Origin of the sequence: Dokdonia sp. MED134 (genome assembly GCF_000152925.2) — a bacterium.
Classification (GTDB): Bacteria; Bacteroidota; Bacteroidia; order Flavobacteriales; family Flavobacteriaceae; genus Dokdonia.
Genome location: NZ_CP009301.1, coordinates 2,386,942 through 2,410,483, shown reverse-complemented (window position 1 = coordinate 2,410,483; position 23,542 = coordinate 2,386,942). Strand labels below are relative to the sequence as shown.

Genomic DNA, 23,542 nt, shown 5'->3' with positions numbered 1-23,542 from the left:
ATGAGAAGAGGTGCACTAGTACTTTTATGGATCGCACTTATCATTGTCTCGTGTACACACGAGACTGTAGATGAGAGCTTGCCGCTTTTCAAAACTCCATCTGGACACAGTACTGGAGTCACCTTTGCAAATACACTTGCAGAGAGCGATTCCCTTAACATACTAGATTACCTCTACTTTTATAATGGTGGTGGCGTAGCTGTGGGTGACATTAATAATGACGGCCTACAAGACATTTACCTATCTGGCAACCAAGTACAAAACAAACTCTACCTCAACGAGGGTAATCTCAAGTTTACAGACATCACAACTAGCTCCAAAACTAGAGGAAATAACTCTTGGAGTACCGGTGCTATTATGTTTGATGCAAATGCAGATGGATACCTAGACATCTATGTGCGTGCTGTGGTGGGTATAAATGATTTCACTGGTCACGATGAGTTATTCATAAATAATGGTGATGGTACTTTTACAGAACAGGCAAAAACCTATGGGCTTGATTTTAAAGATTACGGGACTACAGCCGCAGTGCTAGATTATGATCTTGATGGAGACCTAGATATTTATTTACTCAACCACGCCATACACACAGAGTCCTCTTTTGGCAAAGCATCCCTGCGCAACAAGCGCACAGAAAAGACAGGCGACAAACTTCTCAGAAACGATGGTAACCACTTTACAGATGTAAGCGAGCAGATGGGTATTTATGGCGGCATAAATGGCTACGGCCTCGGCATTTCGGTGGCAGATTTTAATCAAGATGGATGGCCAGATATCTATGTGGGTAATGATTTTCACGAAGATGATTACTACTACATTAATGAAGGAGGTGTACGCTTTCGCGAAAGCTTAAAAGAACACTTCCCACATACCTCGAGATTCTCAATGGGTAATGACAACTCAGATCTTAACGGTGATGGCTTCCCAGATATCATCTCATTAGATATGCTTCCAGATGATGAAGTTGCTCTTAAAGCGTCTGAAGGTGATGATAATATCCAAACGCAAAAGTTACGCACAGAGCGCTTTGGGTATCACTACCAGTTTACCCGTAATATGCTCTTTATGAATCAACCGGGATATCAATTTAAAGAGCAAGCACTATCTTCTGGAATTGCTGCTACAGACTGGAGCTGGAGCGCTCTTTTTGCAGATTTTGATCACGATGGTGTACAAGATTTATTTATTGCAAACGGTATTCCTAAGCGACCTAACAATCTAGATTTTATAAACTTTATCTCTAGTGATAAAATTCAAAATCGCATTAACGAGTCCCGACTACTGGATAATGAAGCTCTAGACCTTATGCCCAGCGGGGCAACACCTAACAGGTTATTTAAGGGTGATGGAGATTTGAACTTTACAGATAAATCACAGACGTGGCTAGCATCTCAACCATCTGTTTCTGGCGCATCTGCCCTTGCAGATTTAGATAACGATGGAGACCTAGACATTGTAGTTAATAACATAAACAAAGAAGCAACGCTCTACATCAACCAGACAGATACTACAGCTGCATCTGTCCAACTCAAACTTGAGTACACAGCTAAGAATCCTTTTGGGATAGGTACTAAAATATTTGCATATGCAGGAGGTAAGACCCAGTACAAAGAGCTTTATACCGCCAGAGGGTTCCAAGCATCGTCACAGCCTGTAGTGCATTTTGGCTTTCCTAAAAACACGACTATTGATTCTCTCAAGGTTATATGGCCAGATAACACTTACCAAACTGAGCGCAACATAGCTACTAATTCATTGGTAAAGCTGTCGCCACGGGCTTCAACACCTTTTGATCACCATAGTTTATTGCCAAAAAATGAAAAACTCTTCTCAAAAACACCAGGAAATCTAGGCATAGATTACACACACAAGGAAGATGCTTATATAGACTTTAACCGTCAAAAATTAATTCCTTATCAACTTTCAGATCGGGGTCCAGCTACCGCAGTGGGTGATATAAATAATGATGGGGTGGATGATATTTATTTTGGTAGTTCAAAATTTACTACGTCTCAAATATACTTGGGTGGAGATTCCGCTTTCGCGAAAGCGTATATAGAACCCTTAAAAAAACATAGTAAATCCGAAGATAAAACAGCAATCATTCAAGATGGTGAGATTATAGTAGGCACCGCTGGCGCAGATTTTGCACAAACTAATAGTGCTCTTGATGATTATATCTTAAAACTAGATGATAGCCTCTCAAAGCAACCTCTCAACTTACTAGGCAACACTTCTGTTATTGCTCCAAACGATTATGACAATGACGGTGATATGGACTTGTTTATAGGTCATCAAGTAATTACTGGCGATTTTGGTACAGCACCAGAAAGTGTGCTCCTCAAAAACATTAATGGCAAATACACTGTAGATAAAAATAACAACCTAGGTAATATAGGTATGGTTACAGATGCCGTGTGGACAGATCTTAACGATGATAACCAGAAAGATCTCATTGTAATAGGTGAATGGATGGCGCCTCAATTTTACATAAATAATGATGGCGTGCTGTTTAAAGAGAAGTTAACAACAGAGATGCTTACTGGCTTATGGCAAACCATAGCGCCTTTTGATATAGATGATGATGGTGATCTGGATTACTTGCTAGGCAACTGGGGAACTAACAGCAAGTTTACAGCTACAGAAGGTGAGCCGCTCAAAATGTATCACGCAGACTTTGATAACAACGGTCAGACCGAAACGCTGGTTGCTACTTCTAGAAATGGTAACTACTACCCTATTCAAAATCTTCCTGAACTAGCGACACAACTTGTATCTCTTAAAAAGAAATATAGGACGAATAATGATTTTGCCGGTAAAACTATCTCAGAGATTATAGGTGCCGAGAGTTTATCTAAGACTCAAGAATTAAATGTTACCACTCTAAAGTCTGGGTACTTAAAAAATGAAAAAGGTTCCTTTACTTTTGTACCTTTCCCATCATCATTACAAGTTGCTCCTCTACTAGATTTTGTAGTGTTTGACTTTACTAATGATGGAGAAAAAGAAGCCCTTGTAGGGGGAAATTATTTTGGCACAAAACCGTATCACGGTAGGTTAGATTCTTTTTCTGGTGCTCTTATAAAGTCAGAACAACAAATAATAGATGGGTATACCATCGGATTAGATTTTGCTCAAAAATCTGTTCGTAAGCTATCTATCATAACACATAATAACACAAATTACTTGCTCGTTACTTTTAATAATGAACCAGCACAGGTATATACAATAGAAACTACACAATAATGAAAACACAGTACACACTCATAGTCCTACTTACTGCTTTAATTACTTTAAGCTCTTGTTCAAAAAAGAGTGAGCCTATTGTGATTACTCCAGATCACTTTCATAATGCGATAGATAAAGTTACAGAAGTAATTATACACGATATCTTCTCGCCTCCAGTAGCTAGTAGAATTTATGCATATCCTAATATTGCTGCCTACGAGATACTAGCTGTAAATAACCCATCATTTACATCACTTTCTGGCCAGCTTACAAACTTTACAGCCATCCCAGCGCCAGCAAAAGATGCATCTATTAATTATGAGCTTGCAGCGCTAGTAGCACATATGGATATGAGTAAACGCCTTATATTTTCTGAGCAAGATATAGAGGTATATAGAGATAGCCTTTATGCAGGATGGCAAGAGCTTAATGAAGAGGAGTTTGTACAGTCAAGAGATTATGGTCTACAAGTGTCTAATCATATTGCAGCGTGGATGGATGGTGATAATTACAAACAAACTCGCACAATGCCTAAGTTCTCTGTGCGTTCTGACGAGCCTTCTAGATGGCAACCTACACCACCCGCTTATATGGATGGAATTGAACCACACTGGAATAAAATAAGACCATTTGTAATTAATACGGCAGACCAATTTAAACCTGTACCACCACCAGCATTTTCACTAGAAGAAGATTCAGATTTTTATAAAGAGCTTAAGGAGGTTTATGACATAAGCCAGCAAATAACAAAAGACGGAGATACCTCTGAGGAAATTGCCATAGCACAGTTTTGGGATTGTAATCCATATGTATCTGTTACACGAGGTCACTTAATGTTTGCTACAAAAAAGATAACCCCTGGCGGTCACTGGGTGGGTATTACAAAAATTGCCTCAAAAAAGGCTGGCCTAGATGTAGTACATACTTTGCACGCCTATACAAAAACAACCATAGCAATGTATGACGCTTTTATATCTTGTTGGGATGAGAAATACCGCTCTAATTTAATACGTCCAGAGACGCTTATAAATGATCATATAGATGACTCTTGGAAACCTATTTTACAAACACCTCCTTTTCCAGAGTACGTAAGTGGCCACTCAGTAGTGTCTGGTGCTGCGGCAGAGAGCCTCACTAGTATTTTTGGAGACAACTTCTCTTTTAATGATGACACAGAGATTGCTTACGGTTTACCTATACGTAATTTTAAATCCTTTAGAGCAGCAGCGCAAGAAGCTGCTATAAGTCGTATGTATGGTGGCATACACTATCGTGCGGCTGTAGAGATAGGTCTTAACCAAGGAAAAGACCTTGGGCAATATGTCGTATCTCAACTTGATATGAAAACAGAAACAGGCGTTACTTCAAACTAAATCATCTATTATGAAAAAGATTATCGCACTCATAATAGTAAGTATCATAGCAACAGGCGTATGGTACCTATATCTTAAACCAGGAGACTTTACTGCAAAGATTAAGGCAAAAACTACTCTAGGTACTATAGAGCAATCTATAAAAAACTGGAAAGAAGGCGCGCCAGTCACAGAGGTACAACTGGGTGATGAACACACACAAATCATTCAAGAATTTACAGTACAAGACTCTACTCACATATATGAGTGGCAACTTAACAAAGTGCACGATTCACTTACGGAGGTTACGGTACACGTAATAGATCCCACACACTCTATAAACAATCGTATAAATGGGCTTTTTAAGGACACAGACTTTAAAAAAAGCGCTACTAGAACTGTACTAGAATTTAACGAGTTATTACAAGATCATCTAGATAGAATTACAGTAACTATAGTAGGTGAAGAAGAACTCCCAGCCAAGTTTTATGCCTATACAGAGCTTGAAGGGCTACAAATTCTCAAAGCAGACGGAATGATGCGCGATATAGGGCATCTGCAAGGCACAATGGCTACGTATGATATTGAGCTAGATGGACGCCCCTTTGTACAAATCACAGACTGGAACAGAGCAACCGATAGTATAAAATATCACTTTGCATTCCCTATGATAAAAAGGGATTCTTTACCAGTAGTAAAAGACATTAAATATGGGTCAAGACCTGCACAAAGAGCACTTAAAGCTATTTATAATGGTAACTATATTACATCAGATCGTGCTTGGTATGCGCTTCTTAACTATGCAAAGAGCAATAATATTAAAGTAGATCTAAAACCTACTGAGGTCTTTTATAACAATCCAAATATGGCTGGTGACGAGAGCAGGTGGAAGACAGAAGTTTACTTACCCATTGTAGAATAATATGAGCTCATATTACAGTGATCAAGAGTTTACAGGTATAGATTACACTCAGCAACCTTTAGACAAAGGCGAGTATGATAATTGCACATTTAGGGAGTGTAATTTTGAAAGCCTCCATCTCTCAAACAGGACTTTTTTAGAGTGCACATTTATAAATTGCAACCTCACTAATGTAAAGTTTGGTGGCACTAGTCTCAATCAAGTTTTATTTGACGGCTGTAAACTGCTAGGAGCAGATTTTAGTGTTTGTAATATCTTTATGTTGGGATTACGCTTTCGCGAAAGCGTTCTAAACCTCTCAAACTTCACCGCATTACCTCTCAAAAAAACTACCTTTATAGACTGCCCTATGACCGAAGTAGATTTTACTGAGGCAGATCTGAGCGAGGCTAGGTTTGACAAATGTATATTAACCAAAACCAATTTTGAAAACTCAAAATTACTTAGAGCAGACTTTAGGACAGCTATAGACTACACAATAAACCCTACGCAAACGATACTTAAAGGAGCACTTTTTTCAAATGACAATCTTGCTGGACTTTTACGCTATTCTGGAATAATAATTAAGTAACATTACTATAAAGGGGCATTTACCCCTACCTAAAACTTAAAGAAGCAATTACATTTACATCATTAGAATGAGAATCGAAATTGGGGGATTTAGAAACTCATTAAAGCCGCACTTATGTGCGGCTTTTTATTTTGTGTACCTTGGTTATATAATAAACTATTATGCGTAAAATACTTTTTGGGGCAGCTCTTGCACTTGTGATTGTTTTTGGTGTGCGTTATTGTGAACACACAAAAGATGAAAGTGAGCAACTTAGAGCAAATACCGCGCTCATTGAGAAACAAATAAAAAACGTAGGGAAACTCATCGTTACAGAAGGTAACTATGCCCAAGTCTTTACCTATGAAGATTCAAAAAAATTCTATGTAGATGTGCTTTCTGCTACAAAAAAGGCACTAGTAGTCGTAAATGCCGAAGCAACTATCGCTTACGATCTTTCTAAGGTTGCTACAGAGATTGATGAACTCACAAAGACGGTACGCATTACCTATATCCCAGAACCTGAATTAAAGATTAATCCTAATATAGAATATTATGATGTGCAACAAGACTACCTCAACCAGTTTAATGCTCGAGATTATAATATCATAAAATCACGCGTGCAAAAAGGGCTTGAAAAGGAGGTTAAAAACTCTACCCTTTACTCAAATGCACAAAACAGACTTATCTCAGAACTTTCTAAAATATACTTTCTTACTAACTCACTAGGGTGGACCCTTGAATATAATGGGAATGCAGTTACAGATAGTACACCTATAAAATTATAGGCTTACCAGCTCTTTAAGCTGGTAATACCTCTCTCTTTTCTCCGTTTACAAGAATACTTAAGCCTTCTCCACTCACCAGTGTAAAGTTGGTTGCATTATTAGCCACTTCTACTTTTAAAATCTGGCCTCTAAAGTTTACTTTAAAACTGTAACCCGTCCAGGCATTAGGTATTTTAGTATCAAAAGATAACGTGTCATTCTTTACACGCATCCCTCCAAAGCCTTCTACTACACTCTGCCAGGTACCCGCCATACTTGTGATGTGCAGTCCCTCTTCTACCTCCTTATTATAATCATCAAGATCTAAGCGTGATGTGCGTAAGTAAAACTCATATGCTTGATCCATCCTACCTAATTTTGCGGCTTGTATAGCGTGCACACAAGGAGATAATGAACTCTCGTGTACGGTAAATGGCTCATAAAAATCAAAATGCTTTTCTAGTTGCTCCTTAGTAAAGTGGTCTTCAAAAAAGTAGAACCCTTGTAACGTATCTGCTTGCTTTATGTATGGAGAGCGCAGTATGCGGTCCCAAGACCATTTTTGATTAATAGGTCGGTTTGATTTTGGTAAATCTGCTACGGTGATTAATTCCTTGTCTAAGAAACCATCTTGCTGTAAGTACACACCATTTTCTTCTGAGTATGGAAAGTACATCTGCTCTGCTGTAGACCTCCAAGAAAGCATCTCGTCGTAAGAAAGATGCGTTTTTCCAGAAATACGTGACCAATCTTCTTTGGCAGTATCTCTTAGCAGCTCTGCTTGTTCAAAAGCGTACTCAAGGCACCACTTTGCGATATAGTTTGTAAACCAGTTATTATTTACATTATTCTCGTACTCGTTAGGACCTGTAACTCCTAGAATCACATAAGCATTCTTAGCCTTAGAAAAAGTCGCCCTCTGTCTCCAGAATCTCGCTACACCTATAATTACCTCAAGCCCCATTTCTGGAATGTAGCTCGTATCTCCTGTATAACGCTCGTAATTATATATAGCATAAACCATAGAGCCGTTACGGTGTATCTCTTCAAAGGTAATTTCCCACTCATTGTGACATTCCTCCCCGTTCATAGTAACCATAGGGTATAGTGCTGCTCCGTTTGTAAAACCTAGTTTTTGAGCATTTTCTATAGCCTTATCAAGCTGGTTATACCTATAGGTGAGTAACTGTCTTGCAACACTTTGATCTTTGGTAGCCATATAAAATGGAATACAGTAAGCCTCGGTATCCCAGTAAGTAGATCCTCCGTATTTTTCGCCAGTAAAACCTTTTGGACCTATATTGAGACGGCTATCTTGCCCTGTGTAGGTTTGATTAAGATGAAAGATATTAAAACGTATACCCTGCTGTGCTTTTGTGTCACCCTCAATTGTGATGTCAGACATCTCCCAGGTTTTTGCCCAGGCTTCCTTTTGAGAAGCTAGCAAAGCATCATATCCTAAGCCTGTTGCTTTATTAAGTACGTCTGTTGCTACTGCAACCAGACCATCTTTATCGTGATTAAGGCTACTTACATAACCTCCTATTTTTTGTATGGCAAAAGTTTCTCCTTTGGCAACATCTGTCTCATACTCGTGACCTAAGTAGGTTGCAGTTTTTTGAGAACGCTTTCGCGAAAGCGTAATCTCATCACCATCTATAAAAAGCTTGTTTTGCATCATCGTACATACGTGAAACTCCGTCTTCATAGTATGTGCGGTGATGAAAGCCATATCATCATTTTCTGAAACTTCTAGCGTGTTCCAAAACTTGTCATCCCAGTTTGAATCTTCATTAGTGATACCGCTATCTAAATACGGCTCATAACTTATTGTAGCGTCTACATTAATAGGTGTCACTTCGTACTTAATTGCACCTACCTCATCCATCTCCATACTTAAAAAACGTGTTGCTTTTACTGCAATCTCAACGTCATTTTGTAGGGTGGCTTTAAAACTTCTGTACAATACACCAGCTTTCATATCAAGCTCACGACGAAAATCGTTTACCTCTTTACAGGTATGTAAATCCAGACTCTCTCCGTTTACTGTTACTTTTATACCTATCCAGCTAGGCGCATTGAGCACTTTTGCAAAGTACTCTGGATACCCATTTTTCCACCAGCCTACGCGGGTTTTATCTGGGTAATACACACCTCCTATATAACTTCCTTGAAAGGTCGCGCCACTATAATCTTCTTCAAAATTTGCGCGTTGCCCCATTGCACCATTACCTAGCGCCATAAGACTCTCTGATGATTTTACGTTATTTGGGTTCCATCCATCTTCTATAATGGACCAATCATTTGGAGTGATATAATCTATATGCATATTATGGTAGTCTTACGTATGAGCTTATCTCATACTTGATGATAGTTCTAGTTAGATTAAATTTATGCTTCTATAAGTTCTAGAAGGAAAGCATTACTCATCTCTGTAAAGTCTTTAAAAACGTAGTTTGCCTCGTGTAGCACATCTTGCTCTCCTATACCTATGCTTATCATACCTGCGCTGTTTGCAGCTTGTATACCCGCAATAGAATCTTCAAAAACGATACAATCTGTACGTTCTATTTTTAAAGCTTCTCCTCCTTTTAAGAATACTTCGGGATCTGGCTTTGCTGCTGTCACATCATTACCATCTACAATCGCCTGAAATTTATCTAACAGGTCTAATTTAGTCAAGATAGGTCGCGCATTTTTACTTGCGCTACCTAGTGCAATACCTTGATTTTTTTCTTCTAAAAAATCGAGTACTCTCACCACATCTGGTAAGATCTCACTGTCATCCATCCCTTTGATGTACTTAAGGTACTCTTCATTTTTCTGGATGAGCCACCTGTCTTTTTGTTCTTGAGTTGCATCATATGAGGCTAGGTCTAGTAGTATCTCTAGCGATCGCACACGGCTTACCCCTTTAAAAAGTTCGTTTTGCTCTTCTGTGAAGTCAAAATTCATCTCTTTGGCAAGGTTACGCCAGGCGAGATAGTGAAATTTTGCAGTGTCTACTATAACTCCGTCTAGGTCAAAAAGGAATGCTTTCTTTTTCAATTTTAATATGTTTTCGGTCATCAGAGTTGTTTCGTTATAACTCGATGTGTTTTTATTTAATTTTCGCGAAAGCGTAATAGCCCTATTTTACTCTCTTTGTGCTCTCACGCTCTATGAGACTTGTATCTATATATGCGGTGGTATATTGCTCTACCTCTTCTTCTGGTCGCTCTAGTTTATTGATAAGTAACTCTGCTGCCTTACGTCCCATCTCTTCTCCGTGCTGGCTTACTGTAGTGAGGCTAGGTACAAAGTGTTGAGATAACTCACCATCTGAGAAGCTCACGATACTCACATCTTCTGGAATGGTTTTATCTGCTTCCATAATATATTTGGCAGCGGTCACGGCAAAAATTTCATTTATCGTAAATACACCGTCTATGTCCTTCCCTTTTAAGAAATGTTTGATACGAGCCTTTGCCTTATCATTAAGCTCATCTATAGCATCTAGTTTTAAAATGAGGTCTTTATCTACCTCAATTCCAGCAGACTCAAGGGCTTCCATATATCCCTTAGTACGCAACTTTCCTACGGTGATATAATCTTCTGTAGTGATGATGGCTATCTTTTTACAGCCTGTTTTAATCAAGTGGTTTACGCCTAGCTTTGCCCCCTCACGGTCATCTATAAGCACTTTATCACAAGGTATCTCATCTACTATACGGTCAAACATTACAACAGGCATCCCTTGGTCTATAGCCTCGGTGAGGTGTCTAAAGTCGTCCTTTTGCATTGTTTCTTTTGATAAAGAAAGGATAAATCCATCTGTACTACCATTTGCAAGTAGCTCCATATTAAGGACCTCTTTATCAAAATCATTATTAGAAAGGGTGATAATCACATTATAATTATGCTCCCTCGCCATTTGCTCAACCCCACGTATTACAGTGGTAAAAAAGTGATGTACTATTTGCGGTATAATAATCCCGATGGTGCGCGTCTTCCTGTTTTTAAGACTTAACGCAATATTATTAGGCTTATAATTATACAGCTTTGCAAAGGCTTTAATCTTCTGGCGTGTGTCTTCACTTATCTCTGCACTATCACGCAGTGCTTTTGAGACAGTAGAGATAGAAACATCAAGTTCTTTGGCAATTAATTTTAAGGTGAGTTTTCTTTTCATAATGGTATCGTAAAAATAGGCTTACTAAAAGCTATAGTACAATTTAAACAAATCCTTTTGGGTACGAAAACGATGTATTCTTAATAAGTTATTATATTTATTATCAAAATGTGAATTTTTGACCTATTTTAGGATGCTTTAACTAGTCCACCTATGAATTAAAATTAAACTAGGAGAGCCTTAAAGTTCTAAAATCATAGTAAAAAATGAAGCAGCTTCTTATCATTCTTGCACTTTTCACTCTTATAGGTTGTAAAGAAAAAACAACTCCTGTAAATGAAGTGGCTGTGGTAGAAGACCGCTTTCGCGAAAACTATCGTCCTCAATACCACTTCACTCCACCCACAATGTGGATGAATGACCCAAACGGGCTTTTATACCACAACGGCACTTATCACTTATTTTACCAGCATTACCCAGAAGACATAGTCTGGGGACCTATGCACTGGGGTCACGCCACCTCAAAAGATCTTATCTCTTGGGAACACAAACCCATTGCCTTGTATCCAGATGAGCTAGGTCTTATATTTTCTGGTAGCGCTGTGATGGATATACATAACACCTCTGGCTTAGGGACAAAAGACAATCCTCCTATGGTTGCTATTTTTACCTATCACCTTATGGATGGTAAAAAAGCAGGACGCAAGGATTTTCAAACTCAGGGTATAGCTTATAGTCTAGATGAAGGTGAAACTTGGAAAAAATATAGTGGCAACCCCGTTATAAGTAATGACGGAAACATCAAAGACTTTAGAGATCCTAAAGTATTCTGGGATGACAATACTGAGCAATGGGTGATGACACTTGTCGCTGGCGATCACGCCAAATTTTATAGTAGCCCAAATCTTAAAAACTGGACTCTTATGAGTGAGTTTGGAAAAAACATAGGAGCTCACGGCGGCGTCTGGGAGTGTCCAGACTTATTTCCGCTCAAAGTTGAGGGAAGCGATGAGACTAAGTGGGTCTTGATTATAAGTATTAATCCTGGCGCGCCAAATGGTGGATCGGGGACTCAGTATTTTGTAGGTGACTTTGACGGGACCACCTTTACTACAAACCAAAAGGAAATAAAATGGCTAGACTATGGTACAGATAACTATGCCGGCGTTACCTTTAATGGACTGCCAGATACAGAACGTACGTTTATAGGCTGGATGAGCAACTGGAACTATGCCCGTGACACCCCTACAGAAGCTTGGCGCAGTGCAATGACGCTTTCGCGAAAGCTTACTCTACATAAAAACAAGACAAATGGCTTTTACCTTAAAAACTATCCCGTCACCTCTCTAGATAAATATGCTTATGCAACCGTAGTACACGATACGATGAAGAATGGAATGTCTCTCTCTAGTAAAAATTATAATGAGCAACGCCTAGATTTTAAAATACCCGGTAAACTAGATGACTTTAAACTCAACTTTACAAATGTCAATAAGGAATCAGTAAAATTTGGTTATGATAGCAGCACAAAAAACTACTATCTAGACCGGAAAAAATCTGGCATTATAAGCTTTGAACCATCCTTTGGCGATAAAGTTCACACAGCACCAGCAATTCTTGACAGCCCTACTGATGTAGCTTATAGTATTGTAATGGATGCATCATCTATTGAGATTTTTATAGATGGCGGGAGCACTGTATTTACAGATCAAATTTTTCCTACCACACCCTTTACCGCACTCACATTTACAAGTGAGAATACTACAATCGCAAATTTAAAAGTGAGTAAAATAAAACGAATATGGAAGTAGTGTAGAAGCACGCGACCTCATCACCCAAAACAAGGCATATGAAAGAAATTACAAAATGGAGTATTACCGTAGCCCTCGCTGGCTTTTTATTTGGTTTTGACACCGTAGTTATAAGTGGTGCAAACTCACCCATAAAGGAGTTATGGAATTTATCGCCATTTATGCACGGTACTTTTATAATGAGTATGGCATTATGGGGGACCGTGGCTGGATCTCTACTAGGTGGTTTTCCTACTAAAAAATTAGGACGTAAAAAGACACTCTTCTGGATAGGAATCCTCTTTTTTGTTTCAGCCGTAGGTTGTGCACTTGCACAAGACCCGTATTCATTTTCGGCTTTTAGATTTATAGGAGGCATTGGTGTGGGAGTCTCATCTGTGGCGGCACCTATTTATATATCTGAGATAAGCTCTGAGTCTAACCGTGGTAAACTGGGAGGTCTCTATCAGTTCTGGCTCGTCTTTGGTATCCTCATTGCCTTTGTGTCAAACTGGCTGCTTAAAGGTGTAGACGGTACAAACGACTGGCGATGGATGCTAGGTGTAGAAGCTATACCTGCGCTTATATATACTCTTATGGTGATGAAAGTGCCTAACAGCCCGAGGTGGCTCGTACTACAGAAAAAAGATGATGTAGGCGCAATGCTTGTTTTACAAAAAATATATGAAGGAGCTGGGGCTGCACAGTCAAGACTAGAAGAAATAAAACTAGACTTACAGCAAACTAAAACCTCAGAAAATCTTTTCCAAAAGAAATATTCAAAAGTATTATGGTTAGGTTTTCTTATCGCCTTTTTTAATCAGTTATCTGGTATCAACTTTGTGCTCTATTATGCTCCACAAATATTAGAACAAGCAGGTCTTGGTGGGTCTGAGTCGCTCTTTAACTCTATTGCGATAGGTATTGTAAACCTCATCTTTACATTTATAGGCGTGCGATTACTAGACAAGCTAGGAAGAAAACAACTTATAATAATAGGATCTGTAGGCTATATTGTGAGCCTTATTATGGTAGGTATTTGTTTCCAAATGCAATTAAGTCCTGCCCTCTTGCTTACTTTCATATGTACCTTTGTAGCGTCACACGCTATAGGACAAGGTGCTGTTATATGGGTTTTTATCTCAGAAATTTTTCCAAATCGCGTGCGCGCTTATGGGCAATCTTGGGGTACGAGTACACACTGGGTTTTTGCAGCTGTCATAACGCTCGTAACTCCATTTTTTATAGATGATAAAGAAGGCATAATGAGAGACCATCTTTGGAATATTTATTATTTCTTTGCAGGAATGATGGTACTCCAACTATTATGGGCAATTATTGCTATGCCAGAGACCAAAGGACGTACCCTAGAAGAACTAGAAAAAGAGCTTGTTACAGATGCCTAATACACCACTTAAAATAGCCAGTTACGGCGAGATATTATGGGATGTTTTCCCAGATGAGAAACGATTAGGCGGCGCGCCACTTAACGTTGCGCTACGTTTACACTCCTTTGGAGTAGATGTATCTATGATCTCATCTTTGGGAAATGACGCTTTAGGTAAAGAAGCCCTGGCGCTTATAAAGGAAAAGGGGCTCGACACGGCTCTGATACAACGCAATGACAAACCTACAGGACAAGTAAAGGTCACCTTAGACAAAGCTGGAAGTGCCTCATATGAGATTGCTCAAGACACTGCTTGGGATGCCATCGCTTGGAATGAGAAAAATGCCGAAGCAGTGACCGCTGCAGATGCTCTTATTATCGGTAGTCTCGCTTTTCGCGAAAGCGGAAATATACTTGAAGCCCTTGATGAAGATAGCACTATGGCTGAAACTGCTGTAAATCTTGAAGCTATTGAGGTACTTGCCGAACGATCTAAGTTTACTGTTTTTGACCTTAACCTGCGTGCTCCTCATTATGATCTTGAGATTGTGGCGGGCCTAATGGAAGCGGCAGATATGATAAAGCTTAATGATGAAGAGCTTGAGCTCATCGTGATGGCAATGGGCATAGAGGGTGACACACTAGAGGATGAGTTAAAAATGCTCAGTGCAATGACAGAGACTCCTACAGTTTGTGTAACGCTAGGGTCTGAAGGTGCGATGCTCTATCATAAAGGTGGCATACATACACAAGTAGGTTTTCCTGCAAAGGTGGTAGATACTGTAGGTGCTGGAGACAGCTTTCTGGCAACATTAGTTTTTGGGCTTCTCTCTGGCGAGACTGCCGAAGATGCGCTAGAAGTTGCTTGTGCAGTAGGTAGCCTGGTTGCTGGTAAAGCAGGTGCAAACCCTATAGTTACTAATGATGAGATTAATAACCTATTAAGCTAGAGAGTAATTTTATAGCTACTCCCCTATTTGATTCTTTTTCCTTGGGTGGTAAAAGATAATCCTTGTTGACCCATAGTAGAGCTCATTACACCCTCAAAAAGCGGCTCTGATGCTCCTGCAGGTGTACTCCACTCAAATATAAAATTAGACCCCGTACCGCCAGTGACATCTTTTTCATCTATCACAATCTCTGTAGTTTCAAGTGGTGATAGATATATTGCATTATCAAAATATGTACGTACTAACTTGCCGTGTGTATCATAATATGATGCATTGTTTATGTATACCGTATCTGTATCACTAGTATTACGTAAGCTTACCATAGCCGTTAAGTTATGCGTTTTATGCTCTGAGTAACTAAAAATTTGAGAGTAGATAGACAGATATGTCTTCCCTTGAGCTAGCGTATCACCAGTGGGTAATGTAGCCGTTCTTGCTCCCCAGTTTTCTGGGTTTACAGAACTTACTTGAGCTTGCTCATTGCAGCTTATGACACTTAGTGCCAAAAGCAAAGTGCATAATATATGTACAGCAGTTGTTTTCATAGTACTTAAAAGTACTAATTAAATAATGATTTCTTCACCGTATCGTAGTAGCTATCACTTACTGGTATTCTTTTATCTCCTATAATAAGATCGCGGCCCTTTAACCCCGTGACTTTATTACCATTTACTATAAAAGACCTATGTACTCTTAAAAATGAAGTTGGTAAGGTTTTTATAAGTTTACTTAGTGACTGGTTTGCGATTATCTTTTTACCTGTTTCTAGATGGTAGTTTACATACTCGCTATCACTCTCGATGTAGCGCACTTCGTCTGGAACAATTTTATAAAGATCATATCCAGATTTTATGACTAGATGTGTAGGGTCTACTAGTACTTCTTGTAACGGAAACTTCTCTACTGCGCTTAAAAACCTGTTAAAGGTAATGGGTTTGAGCAGGTAATCTAGAGCATTAAGCTCAAAACCCTTTAATGCATATTCAGAGTAGGCTGTTGTAAATATCACTTTACTTTTACTTGTAGCGATGATGCTCGCAAATTCTGTTCCTTTGAGCTCAGGCATTTGTATATCTAAAAAGATAAGATCTACAGGGTTTTCTTTTATAAATGACAAGGCTTCTATTGGGTTTTGAAAAGAACCAAAACTATGGAGGTTGGTCACCTTTTCTACATAGGTTTCTAGTAGCGTTCTTGCTAGCTCTTCATCATCTATTATTATACAGCTTATGGTGCTCATTGTAAGTTTACTTTTAAAGCTACTCTAAAGGTATCAGATTTTTTTATAGTAAGCTTGTGCTTTTGAGGGTATAAAATCTCTAGTCTCTTTTCTACATTTTGTAAACCTATACCACCGGCTCCGTCTGTAACTAGCGGTTTTGAAGGCATACTGTTTTCTATATAAAAGTCTATGTGATTTTCTTTCGCTTTAAGCGAAAGAAATACGTAGTTACTACCTCCTAATTCTATCCCACTATGCTTGAAAGCGTTTTCTATAAAAGGAACAAATAGCATAGGAGCTACTTGTATATTTTCATTTGTGATATCTTGTTCAAAACGTATATTAAACTCTTTACTGCTTTTGAGTTTAAAGAGGGCAATGTAATGCTCTATATACTCCACTTCTTTACCAAGTGATACCTCTGGTCGTTCACAATCGTACAGCACATATCGCAACATTTGAGAGAGCGTGCTTATTCCTTCTTGCGTTTTATCTGAGTTTGTAACAGAGAGTGCATAGATGTTATTTAGCGCGTTAAAGAGAAAGTGAGGGTTGATTTGCATTTTTAAAAACTTAAGCTCTGCTTCTTTTAGCTCTGCTTGAGCATATGCATAACTCTTTTCTTTTTCTTGAGCATAAATAAATGTCTCTAGTAAAATAGCTGTAACACTTGAGATAGTAAGGACTAATAAGTGTATAAAAAAACGAGAAGGCAACTTGCCAGGAGCTCCTCCTTGAAGTCCCATAGGTGGCGGTCTTCTAACAGGTGTAGGTGCAAACTCTGATGAGATATAAGCACATAGTATCACTACAGGTATTGTGGCAAAAATAAAGTAGAGGTACTTCTTTTTAAACAATAAGCGAGGCACTACATAATATACAAGACCAAATAAAATCAATACTTGTAATACAAATGCGAGACCGTTATCTCTTATAAATATAGCATCGCGACCGCCAGATATCCAGAGCGTACTCCAGACTCCTAGCCATAATAATACCTGAGAAATATATCTTCCTAATAGATTCATAGCGCAAATAACGTAAATAAAAATTCATACAATCGCTGTTTTGAGGCAATTACAGCTATTGTTTTATCTCATTTATAGATATAAATACGTCACTCGCAGAAAACCAAAGGTAACTGGCAGAAAACAGCCCATTTACAATTAACTAATTGCCAACTTTGGAGTCAAATAAGCGTAACACAAAAACAATTATTATGAAAAAGATAAATTTTAAAATGAGCGCACTAGCGATTGTATTTACGCTAGGTATTGTATCTGTTTCTTGTGCTCAAGGGCAAAGAAATAATGACAGAAAAGAGCCGCCTACATTTGCACAATTACTTAAAGATATGGATGCAAATGAAGATAACAAGCTCGACAAGTCGGAAATAAAAGGACCACTTAAAGAAGCTTTTAAAGAAGTAGATACTAATGAAGATGGTTTTATCACAGAAAAGGAGTTCAAAAAAGCTCCAAAACCTAAAAGAAGAGAACCGAGAGGTAAGAAATAGTATATAAATTGTTTGATTGATGTTTGGTTAGGGAGCTCCATAAGAAATTATGGAGTTTCCTTTTTTTCACTTATTCAACAATTAATCATCTACATTAAAAACCTGTGATACAGCTTTTAGGACCATTCACTTAAAACTAACTAGCATTCACAGAATATTAAAAAACAGCATATACAAACAGGGTACATTTATAAAACAAACCCTTTAAAAACTTGATTATGAAATCGACCATCAAAAAAAATCTCGCAGCACTTTCACTACTACTATGCGCTGCAATTGTCATACTTGTAGCTTGTAGTAATGATGATAGTAATGACACAACTACAACGACAGATGACGGCGATACAACCGCAGAGCTTCACGCAGCCTTTGCAGCGTTTGATCAAGATAATGTTTCAGTCCTACTAAGCGGTCCTAATGTTATTATAGAGAGCAATGGTTACCCTAACCATACCTCTCCCTACTGGTCTAATACTACAGAGCGTACAGCTACAGACCCTATGGGTAATGTACTCGTAACACCAGCAGCAAATGAGAATCACCCACTCTTTGTAGAGCCCACTCTCACAACTTATGAGATGATGGCACCTGGTAATATAGATGATTTTAATGGTTCATACTCTCTTACCGTTTCTTCATCACCACAACTAGCAAGTACTACTACCGCTACAGGTCTTGGCCCTATAGGTATTGCGGTAAGTGGCGCGATGATTTATGATGATCAAGAAGGCCCTAACGTACCACTAGATGATGCCGTACCATCACTAGACTACACAGCAGCACACACGGGTCCACAAAGTTATCACTATCACCTAGAGCCAAAGGCTTTTAGCAACAATGATGACAACCTTATAGGGATTATAAGCGATGGTTTTTTTGTGTATGGTCGTATTTGTGCAAGTACTGGTAGCTATCCCGAAGATTTAGATGCATCTGGTGGGCATACCTCAACTACACAACACACAGATCAGGAGGAGTATCATTACCACATACAAGATGATCTTTATCTTAACCAGTACTATATCATATTTCCTGGAGATTATCAAGGTACCCCAAATGCGATACTATAGCCTAACACTCATAATATGCCTGTTCATTATAAGCTGTAACCGTAATACTGAGGCAAAAGTCACAAACTATACACCCTCAGTAAACTCAAAGTTTGAATTAGCCGTCACACTAAACGAGTTAAACCTCCACAAAGGGCTTTTCTATTATAAGGGAGAGCCTTTTACAGGGGTGGCAACAAGCATATATCTTGATGGAACAATCTCTGAGAAGACCGCTTTCGCGAAAGGAAAAAAACACGGCGCTCAAGAAAAGTATTTTCCAGACGGCACCTTAAGTTTTAAAGCAAATTATAATAATGGCATACGTGATGGAAAGACCAGTACCTGGTGGCATAATGGAAACAAAAGATCTATAGCAAATTATGAAAATGGGGTTCCCCACGGCAAGCAATATCAATGGTATACAAGCGGCGTTAAGTTTAAGGTAATTACCCTTGTAAACGGTCAAGAAGAAGGACTACAACAATCTTGGAGAGAAAACGGAAAAATTTATAACAACTATGAAGCAAAAAATGGAAGAATATTTGGGCTCAAAAGAGCAAATCTCTGCTTTCAGTTGGATGATGAGCAAGTGCAACTTGTGGAGCGCTAGCCTTATCATTATACTAAGCATTATAAGCTGTACAGATACAAACATAGCCTCAAGTCGTGTAGAAATCCTCCCGTATTATAACGAAGCCACATTTACTCCATTATGGCCAGATGCATCTTATACCACTAGCGACACCTTACATACAGTACCGTCATTTAAATTATATAACCAATATAACGACACTATCACACAAGATACTTTTAAAGATAAAATATATGTAGCAGATTTCTTCTTTACATTCTGTACAGGCATATGTCCAAAAATGACAAAAAATATGGCTTCAATTCAGCAAGCCTTTATAGATGATCCAGAAATACTATTAATCTCACACTCTGTAACCCCTCAACACGACACAAGCGAAGTCCTACAAGACTATGCAAGTCAAAACGGAGTTGTAAAAGATAAATGGCACCTTTTAACAGGGTCAAGAGATGAAATATATGACCTAGGTAGAAATCAATACTTCATAGAGGAAGATTTAGGTCTCAATAAAACCGAAGATGAGTTTCTACATACTGAGAATTTTGTCCTCATAGATAAAGACAAACATATACGAGGTATTTACAATGGTCTCAATACAACATCTGTACAGCAACTTATAGCAGATATAAACACTTTAAAAGAAGAAAAATAACCCAGCAAAACTATTCTTATGAAACATTCTAAAATCTACCTAAGCGCCATTATTATTCTTTGTTTGGGAATGATGAGCTGCACATCTTGTTCTAATGATGACAATTCTAATCAGGATAGTGATAACAATAGTGACGAAATAGTTATAAATGTGAACCCAGAAAATTTCACAACAAACGGTGTTTACTTAACCATTGTTCCCTGTACACTCTCAGATGGCACAAATACAGATTGCTATCAGATTATCACAAACAGTACTCCGTCTGACCACGAGATGGGGCCTTGGTGTCCAGATAACATAGCAGATGGAGCAGATGCGGGAGGGATCTGGTTAGAAAATGGCGAAGTTTATGATGTTGATGGCGCTTTTATAGAAAATATGGCAGCCTTTTATGAAGATGATAACTGGTTAATGTATGATGAAAATGGTGACATATACGTCACAGACACGGAGCAAGATTGTATAAATGCAGCAAACCCTGCTGTGGGTGAAGAGTATGAAAATTTTTGTGTAGAATGTTTACCTTCTTATATCACAGATATATCTCAAACATACCTAATACCTATAACTCCAGTATTACAAAATACTTCTACACTTTTTGCTACAGGCCCAGGAAGACCTCCTGGACAAAATAGTGCACCGTCTACGCGAGGTATCGCCCTTAACGGAGTTGAGTTTTCTGCACCAGCACCAGTAGATAATATTTTAGGAGCTTATACATTAGCCCCATTTGATGATGCGGGGGGTCATATTAATGTACACCAAGGATATCACTATCACGCAGCAACGGGCATTAGCCTAAAAGTAGAACAAGAAGATGGTCACTCCGCACTTATAGGATATGCACTAGATGGACACAGAATCTATGAAAATAAAAATCAAGAAGGAATCGCTGCTTCAGATCTTGATGAGCTTCGCGGACATACAGATGTTACTAGAGGTTATCACTATCACGTAGATAACGCAGGCAACAACAACTTCATAAATGGTCTCAAAGGGGCTTATGCAAACTAAATTTAGAATTATGAAAAAGTTTCTTCTTTCGACTCTAGTGATTTTTATAACATCAGTGAGTTTTGCACATCAAACAGAGGCCTCCACGATTATCTTAGCAGAAAAGCAAAATGATGTATGGGTATTACAAATTAATGCTTCTCTCACTGCATTTCAGCAAGAAATAAAGCAAGCATATGCCAGCACTCCATACAAGACTCCAGAGGAGTTTAGAGAAATGGTTTTAAATCATATTGCACAGAATCTTAACCTAAGTTTTAATGAGAATCAAAATTACATCCTTACTAATGGTAAAGTGCAACTAGGTCACGAGACAAAGGTATTATTTACGTTAACTAAGGTGCCTTCTGATCTTGAGACTATAGACTTAACTAACACGCTATTTAAGAATATACATAACAGTAAGAGTGCCCTACTTATACTTAAAGAAGACTTTAAAAAAACAAAGTTTGTACTTAATAAGGATAATAATTACTCGCTATCGCTTTCGGTAACTGAAGATGAGTTTATAGATATAAATATTCAGAAAGCTTCGATGGGACCTGTATCATTTCTTTCTATACTTGGCCTCGTCATAGCTGTAGCTCTCCTAAGCAAGAAAGTATACAAGCGCGCTTAGACCTAAGGGTAAAAAGCGTTATTAATAAGAAATCCTCTTAGTATAAAACTAAGAGGATTTCTTTATTGAATAAATATGACGCATCAATTCTATCCTTTCACTTGAGAAAACACATAAAGCATTTCTGTTGCAATTTGTGTACTACGCTCTAGGTATTTTTCCTTTTGCTGTGGAGTGCCGTCATACACCTTAGGATCTTCAAATGTAATAGGCACACGCTTTTCTGCACCAGCTACAAAGGGACATCCGCCATCTGCTTGTGAGCAGGTCATTATTGCTGCAAAGCCTGCACTAGGGTTAAAAGTATCATCCAGCTTTTTCGAAAACCCTATAACAGGATGCTCATTTTCTGCAAACTTTATTGTGTAAACAGGGTTATCACCACTAGAAATAGTCTTTACTAAAAAACCTGTGTTTTCTAATGTTGTGGCAACTACCGGAAAAAGAGCTGTACGCTCCGTTCCGCCAGAATAACTATACACCTTCCCTATCTCAAAATAGTAAGCCATAACCTGTGCCCACACTTGAGCAAGATGACTTCTTCTAGAGTTATGTGTACATATAAAATTGAGTCTTATAATCTCCTGCTGCCTGTGCTTTTCTTTAACAAACGCTATTAACGGTTCAAGGGTCTCCTTACGCTCTTTTGTAATACTATGTATATCTAAACCCTCAATAAAATCATTGATTTTTGGGTATAGCGTTGATACTGTTGTGGTCATATAGGTTTCTTTTTAAAATCTGATTAACAACACGTACTATTAGGCCCACAGCAAGAAGAGCTTGTCTCTGCGACAGTCTCAACAGCCGGTTCTGCGCCAGGTATACCGCATTGATCTTTTGCTAGACAATCTGTTTGTTTTGAAGTAAGTAAAAAACTTGACCCATTAAAATCAAGCCCATATTTACCTATGGTGCTCGCTTGATACTCTACTTCTATCTCCAGATCTTCTATACCTAATATCTTTTCTGAAAGCTCAATAATATTTACCAGTTTTTCTGGATGTAGTCTATGGTCATAATCATCTGCATTCCATAGTTGGAAGTTTACTACTTCCTCTTTTCGCACGGTACCACCGCAGTCTATAAAGTGCTTTGACACCTTACCTACCTCAGTCACGTGAAAATGACTTGGCACTAATTCTCCACTTGGTAGTTGGAAAGAAATTGTCTCCAACCCATTAAGTACATTTTTTACTTCTGACAGTTTCATAATTCTATTTGTTTATTGCGATTATACGATTAATGAGAATAATTTTTTTTAGCAACAATCTGTTGCGAGAATATCTTGATCCAAAAATTGCTGCATTACTTCTTTCATACGTGTCCAATTTTCTGAATTAATACAGTAGCAAACACTCGTACCCTCTACATTACCTTTTATTAAACCTAAATTTTTGAGCTCCTTAAGGTGTTGTGAGATGGTAGGTTGTGCAAGACCTATTTCATTTACAAGGTCGCCACATACACAACTATTTATTTTAAATAAATGCTGCAATATCGCTACACGAGCAGGGTGACCAAATACTTTTGAGAAAAGTGAAATCTGGTTTTGCTCATCTGTAAACATTTCGGTTTTTGTTAATCCCATCTTATTATATTATTTGATTGCAATATTACGATTAATAAATAATACAAACTCATTATACTAAGTTAAAATTCCTTTTAGTGTAAAATTTAATTATGGCTTCAACAAAATCACAAACTCAAATTAAACAATTATAGTAGGTAATAATTTGCAATAGCGTAAAATTTACGCCAAAATATTGCGAGTCTTATAATTATATCTATATTTGAGATGTAAAACTGGTAAACCAA

General features: G+C 38.2%; 23 protein-coding genes. 14 read left to right on the top strand and 9 right to left on the bottom strand.

Features of this window, described 5'->3' with window-relative positions; translation table 11 throughout:
• The 5 genes from MED134_RS10635 to MED134_RS10615 all read left to right on the top strand — a co-directional run bounded on the left by MED134_RS10635 (nt 1) and on the right by MED134_RS10615 (nt 6,840).
• A complete protein-coding gene (locus MED134_RS10635) occupies nt 1-3,246 on the top strand; it encodes a VCBS repeat-containing protein (RefSeq protein WP_038598813.1) in 3,246 nt (1,081 codons plus the stop codon).
• Nucleotides 3,246-4,601, top strand: a complete 1,356-nt coding sequence (locus MED134_RS10630; protein ID WP_038598810.1) for a vanadium-dependent haloperoxidase — start codon at nt 3,246-3,248, stop codon at nt 4,599-4,601. The genes MED134_RS10635 and MED134_RS10630 overlap by 1 nt, the downstream gene beginning before the upstream one ends.
• A 10-nt stretch (nt 4,602-4,611) precedes the next feature.
• Nucleotides 4,612-5,502, top strand: a complete 891-nt coding sequence (locus tag MED134_RS10625) for a GyrI-like domain-containing protein (RefSeq protein ID WP_038598808.1) — start codon at nt 4,612-4,614, stop codon at nt 5,500-5,502.
• Nucleotide 5,503: 1 nt separating this feature from the next.
• Nucleotides 5,504-6,073: a pentapeptide repeat-containing protein gene (locus MED134_RS10620; protein ID WP_038598805.1), complete on the top strand. Its 570-nt coding sequence runs from the start codon at nt 5,504-5,506 to the stop codon at nt 6,071-6,073.
• A gap of 161 nt (nt 6,074-6,234) precedes the next feature.
• Nucleotides 6,235-6,840 carry a DUF4230 domain-containing protein gene (locus tag MED134_RS10615; protein ID WP_038598802.1) on the top strand — a complete coding sequence of 202 codons (606 nt, stop codon included), beginning with the start codon at nt 6,235-6,237 and terminating at the stop codon, nt 6,838-6,840.
• Between the two features lie 13 nt (nt 6,841-6,853).
• Here the strand turns inward: MED134_RS10615 and MED134_RS10610 are convergent, their stop codons facing one another.
• The 3 genes from MED134_RS10610 to MED134_RS10600 all read right to left on the bottom strand — a co-directional run bounded on the left by MED134_RS10610 (nt 6,854) and on the right by MED134_RS10600 (nt 10,990).
• A complete protein-coding gene (locus MED134_RS10610) occupies nt 6,854-9,148 on the bottom strand; it encodes a glycoside hydrolase family 65 protein (protein ID WP_038598799.1) in 2,295 nt (764 codons plus the stop codon).
• 62 nt (nt 9,149-9,210) lie between these two features.
• A complete protein-coding gene (gene pgmB, locus MED134_RS10605) occupies nt 9,211-9,867 on the bottom strand; it encodes a beta-phosphoglucomutase (protein WP_035326923.1) in 657 nt (218 codons plus the stop codon).
• Between the two features lie 82 nt (nt 9,868-9,949).
• Nucleotides 9,950-10,990 carry a LacI family DNA-binding transcriptional regulator gene (locus tag MED134_RS10600; RefSeq protein ID WP_038598796.1) on the bottom strand — a complete coding sequence of 347 codons (1,041 nt, stop codon included), beginning with the start codon at nt 10,988-10,990 and terminating at the stop codon, nt 9,950-9,952.
• A gap of 206 nt (nt 10,991-11,196) precedes the next feature.
• Here MED134_RS10600 and MED134_RS10595 point away from each other — a divergent pair, with 206 nt between their 5' ends.
• The 3 genes from MED134_RS10595 to MED134_RS10585 are packed head-to-tail and all read left to right on the top strand — an operon-like array spanning nt 11,197 to nt 15,057.
• Nucleotides 11,197-12,741 carry a glycoside hydrolase family 32 protein gene (locus MED134_RS10595; protein WP_038598793.1) on the top strand — a complete coding sequence of 515 codons (1,545 nt, stop codon included), beginning with the start codon at nt 11,197-11,199 and terminating at the stop codon, nt 12,739-12,741.
• Nucleotides 12,742-12,779: 38 nt separating this feature from the next.
• On the top strand, nt 12,780-14,126 hold the full coding sequence (locus MED134_RS10590) for a sugar porter family MFS transporter (protein ID WP_038598790.1): 1,347 nt from the start codon (nt 12,780-12,782) through the stop codon (nt 14,124-14,126).
• Nucleotides 14,119-15,057 (top strand): carbohydrate kinase family protein, encoded by a 939-nt coding sequence (locus tag MED134_RS10585; RefSeq protein WP_038598787.1) that lies wholly within the window; start codon nt 14,119-14,121, stop codon nt 15,055-15,057. Before MED134_RS10590 ends, MED134_RS10585 begins: the two co-directional genes overlap by 8 nt.
• Nucleotides 15,058-15,080: 23 nt before the next feature.
• Here the strand turns inward: MED134_RS10585 and MED134_RS10580 are convergent, their stop codons facing one another.
• Genes MED134_RS10580 through MED134_RS10570 form a run of 3 tightly spaced genes read right to left on the bottom strand, consistent with a single transcriptional unit; the run spans nt 15,081 to nt 17,307 of the window.
• Nucleotides 15,081-15,602 (bottom strand): DUF3124 domain-containing protein, encoded by a 522-nt coding sequence (locus MED134_RS10580; protein WP_038598785.1) that lies wholly within the window; start codon nt 15,600-15,602, stop codon nt 15,081-15,083.
• A gap of 14 nt (nt 15,603-15,616) precedes the next feature.
• On the bottom strand, nt 15,617-16,297 hold the full coding sequence (locus tag MED134_RS10575) for a LytR/AlgR family response regulator transcription factor (RefSeq protein ID WP_038598782.1): 681 nt from the start codon (nt 16,295-16,297) through the stop codon (nt 15,617-15,619).
• The gene (locus MED134_RS10570; RefSeq protein ID WP_038598779.1) at nt 16,294-17,307 is read right to left on the bottom strand and encodes a sensor histidine kinase; all 1,014 of its coding nucleotides are present in this window, start codon (nt 17,305-17,307) and stop codon (nt 16,294-16,296) included. Before MED134_RS10570 ends, MED134_RS10575 begins: the two co-directional genes overlap by 4 nt.
• A gap of 191 nt (nt 17,308-17,498) precedes the next feature.
• Here MED134_RS10570 and MED134_RS10565 point away from each other — a divergent pair, with 191 nt between their 5' ends.
• From MED134_RS10565 to MED134_RS10540, 6 genes are all read left to right on the top strand, one after another.
• Nucleotides 17,499-17,795: a hypothetical protein gene (locus tag MED134_RS10565; RefSeq protein WP_035326904.1), complete on the top strand. Its 297-nt coding sequence runs from the start codon at nt 17,499-17,501 to the stop codon at nt 17,793-17,795.
• A 218-nt stretch (nt 17,796-18,013) separates the two neighbouring features.
• Entirely contained in the window at nt 18,014-18,865 is an 852-nt protein-coding gene (locus tag MED134_RS10560) for a YHYH protein (RefSeq protein ID WP_038598776.1), read from the top strand.
• A 169-nt stretch (nt 18,866-19,034) separates the two neighbouring features.
• Nucleotides 19,035-19,457, top strand: a complete 423-nt coding sequence (locus tag MED134_RS10555) for a toxin-antitoxin system YwqK family antitoxin (protein ID WP_052084280.1) — start codon at nt 19,035-19,037, stop codon at nt 19,455-19,457.
• The gene (locus tag MED134_RS10550) at nt 19,426-20,091 is read left to right on the top strand and encodes an SCO family protein (protein WP_202807057.1); all 666 of its coding nucleotides are present in this window, start codon (nt 19,426-19,428) and stop codon (nt 20,089-20,091) included. The genes MED134_RS10555 and MED134_RS10550 overlap by 32 nt, the downstream gene beginning before the upstream one ends.
• Nucleotides 20,092-20,109: 18 nt before the next feature.
• Complete coding sequence (locus MED134_RS10545) at nt 20,110-21,105, top strand: YHYH protein (protein ID WP_038598770.1); 996 nt, start codon at nt 20,110-20,112, stop codon at nt 21,103-21,105.
• Between the two features lie 10 nt (nt 21,106-21,115).
• Nucleotides 21,116-21,724 carry a hypothetical protein gene (locus tag MED134_RS10540; protein WP_148305658.1) on the top strand — a complete coding sequence of 203 codons (609 nt, stop codon included), beginning with the start codon at nt 21,116-21,118 and terminating at the stop codon, nt 21,722-21,724.
• An 89-nt stretch (nt 21,725-21,813) separates the two neighbouring features.
• Here the strand turns inward: MED134_RS10540 and MED134_RS10535 are convergent, their stop codons facing one another.
• From MED134_RS10535 to MED134_RS10525, 3 genes are read right to left on the bottom strand one after another with little or no spacing between them, the layout of a single operon-like run.
• Nucleotides 21,814-22,446, bottom strand: a complete 633-nt coding sequence (locus tag MED134_RS10535) for a low molecular weight phosphatase family protein (protein WP_038598752.1) — start codon at nt 22,444-22,446, stop codon at nt 21,814-21,816.
• A 23-nt stretch (nt 22,447-22,469) separates the two neighbouring features.
• On the bottom strand, nt 22,470-22,937 hold the full coding sequence (locus tag MED134_RS10530; protein ID WP_038598749.1) for a DUF6428 family protein: 468 nt from the start codon (nt 22,935-22,937) through the stop codon (nt 22,470-22,472).
• 48 nt (nt 22,938-22,985) lie between these two features.
• Entirely contained in the window at nt 22,986-23,315 is a 330-nt protein-coding gene (locus MED134_RS10525) for an ArsR/SmtB family transcription factor (protein WP_038598747.1), read from the bottom strand.
• Nucleotides 23,316-23,542 lie beyond the last annotated feature (227 nt).

Coding starts and splice junctions, on each gene's coding strand:
- MED134_RS10600 (WP_038598796.1), bottom strand. CDS start 10,990: ATGAAAAGAAAACTCACCTTAAAATTAATTGCCAAAGAACTTGATGTT.
- MED134_RS10560 (WP_038598776.1), top strand. CDS start 18,014: ATGAAATCGACCATCAAAAAAAATCTCGCAGCACTTTCACTACTACTA.
- MED134_RS10570 (WP_038598779.1), bottom strand. CDS start 17,307: ATGAATCTATTAGGAAGATATATTTCTCAGGTATTATTATGGCTAGGA.
- MED134_RS10595 (WP_038598793.1), top strand. CDS start 11,197: ATGAAGCAGCTTCTTATCATTCTTGCACTTTTCACTCTTATAGGTTGT.
- MED134_RS10610 (WP_038598799.1), bottom strand. CDS start 9,148: ATGCATATAGATTATATCACTCCAAATGATTGGTCCATTATAGAAGAT.
- MED134_RS10615 (WP_038598802.1), top strand. CDS start 6,235: ATGCGTAAAATACTTTTTGGGGCAGCTCTTGCACTTGTGATTGTTTTT.
- MED134_RS10540 (WP_148305658.1), top strand. CDS start 21,116: ATGAAAAAGTTTCTTCTTTCGACTCTAGTGATTTTTATAACATCAGTG.
- MED134_RS10635 (WP_038598813.1), top strand. CDS start 1: ATGAGAAGAGGTGCACTAGTACTTTTATGGATCGCACTTATCATTGTC.
- MED134_RS10580 (WP_038598785.1), bottom strand. CDS start 15,602: ATGAAAACAACTGCTGTACATATATTATGCACTTTGCTTTTGGCACTA.
- MED134_RS10620 (WP_038598805.1), top strand. CDS start 5,504: ATGAGCTCATATTACAGTGATCAAGAGTTTACAGGTATAGATTACACT.
- MED134_RS10545 (WP_038598770.1), top strand. CDS start 20,110: ATGAAACATTCTAAAATCTACCTAAGCGCCATTATTATTCTTTGTTTG.
- MED134_RS10625 (WP_038598808.1), top strand. CDS start 4,612: ATGAAAAAGATTATCGCACTCATAATAGTAAGTATCATAGCAACAGGC.
- MED134_RS10630 (WP_038598810.1), top strand. CDS start 3,246: ATGAAAACACAGTACACACTCATAGTCCTACTTACTGCTTTAATTACT.
- MED134_RS10550 (WP_202807057.1), top strand. CDS start 19,426: ATGATGAGCAAGTGCAACTTGTGGAGCGCTAGCCTTATCATTATACTA.
- MED134_RS10535 (WP_038598752.1), bottom strand. CDS start 22,446: ATGACCACAACAGTATCAACGCTATACCCAAAAATCAATGATTTTATT.
- MED134_RS10565 (WP_035326904.1), top strand. CDS start 17,499: ATGAAAAAGATAAATTTTAAAATGAGCGCACTAGCGATTGTATTTACG.
- MED134_RS10575 (WP_038598782.1), bottom strand. CDS start 16,297: ATGAGCACCATAAGCTGTATAATAATAGATGATGAAGAGCTAGCAAGA.
- MED134_RS10585 (WP_038598787.1), top strand. CDS start 14,119: ATGCCTAATACACCACTTAAAATAGCCAGTTACGGCGAGATATTATGG.
- MED134_RS10530 (WP_038598749.1), bottom strand. CDS start 22,937: ATGAAACTGTCAGAAGTAAAAAATGTACTTAATGGGTTGGAGACAATT.
- MED134_RS10590 (WP_038598790.1), top strand. CDS start 12,780: ATGAAAGAAATTACAAAATGGAGTATTACCGTAGCCCTCGCTGGCTTT.
- MED134_RS10525 (WP_038598747.1), bottom strand. CDS start 23,315: ATGGGATTAACAAAAACCGAAATGTTTACAGATGAGCAAAACCAGATT.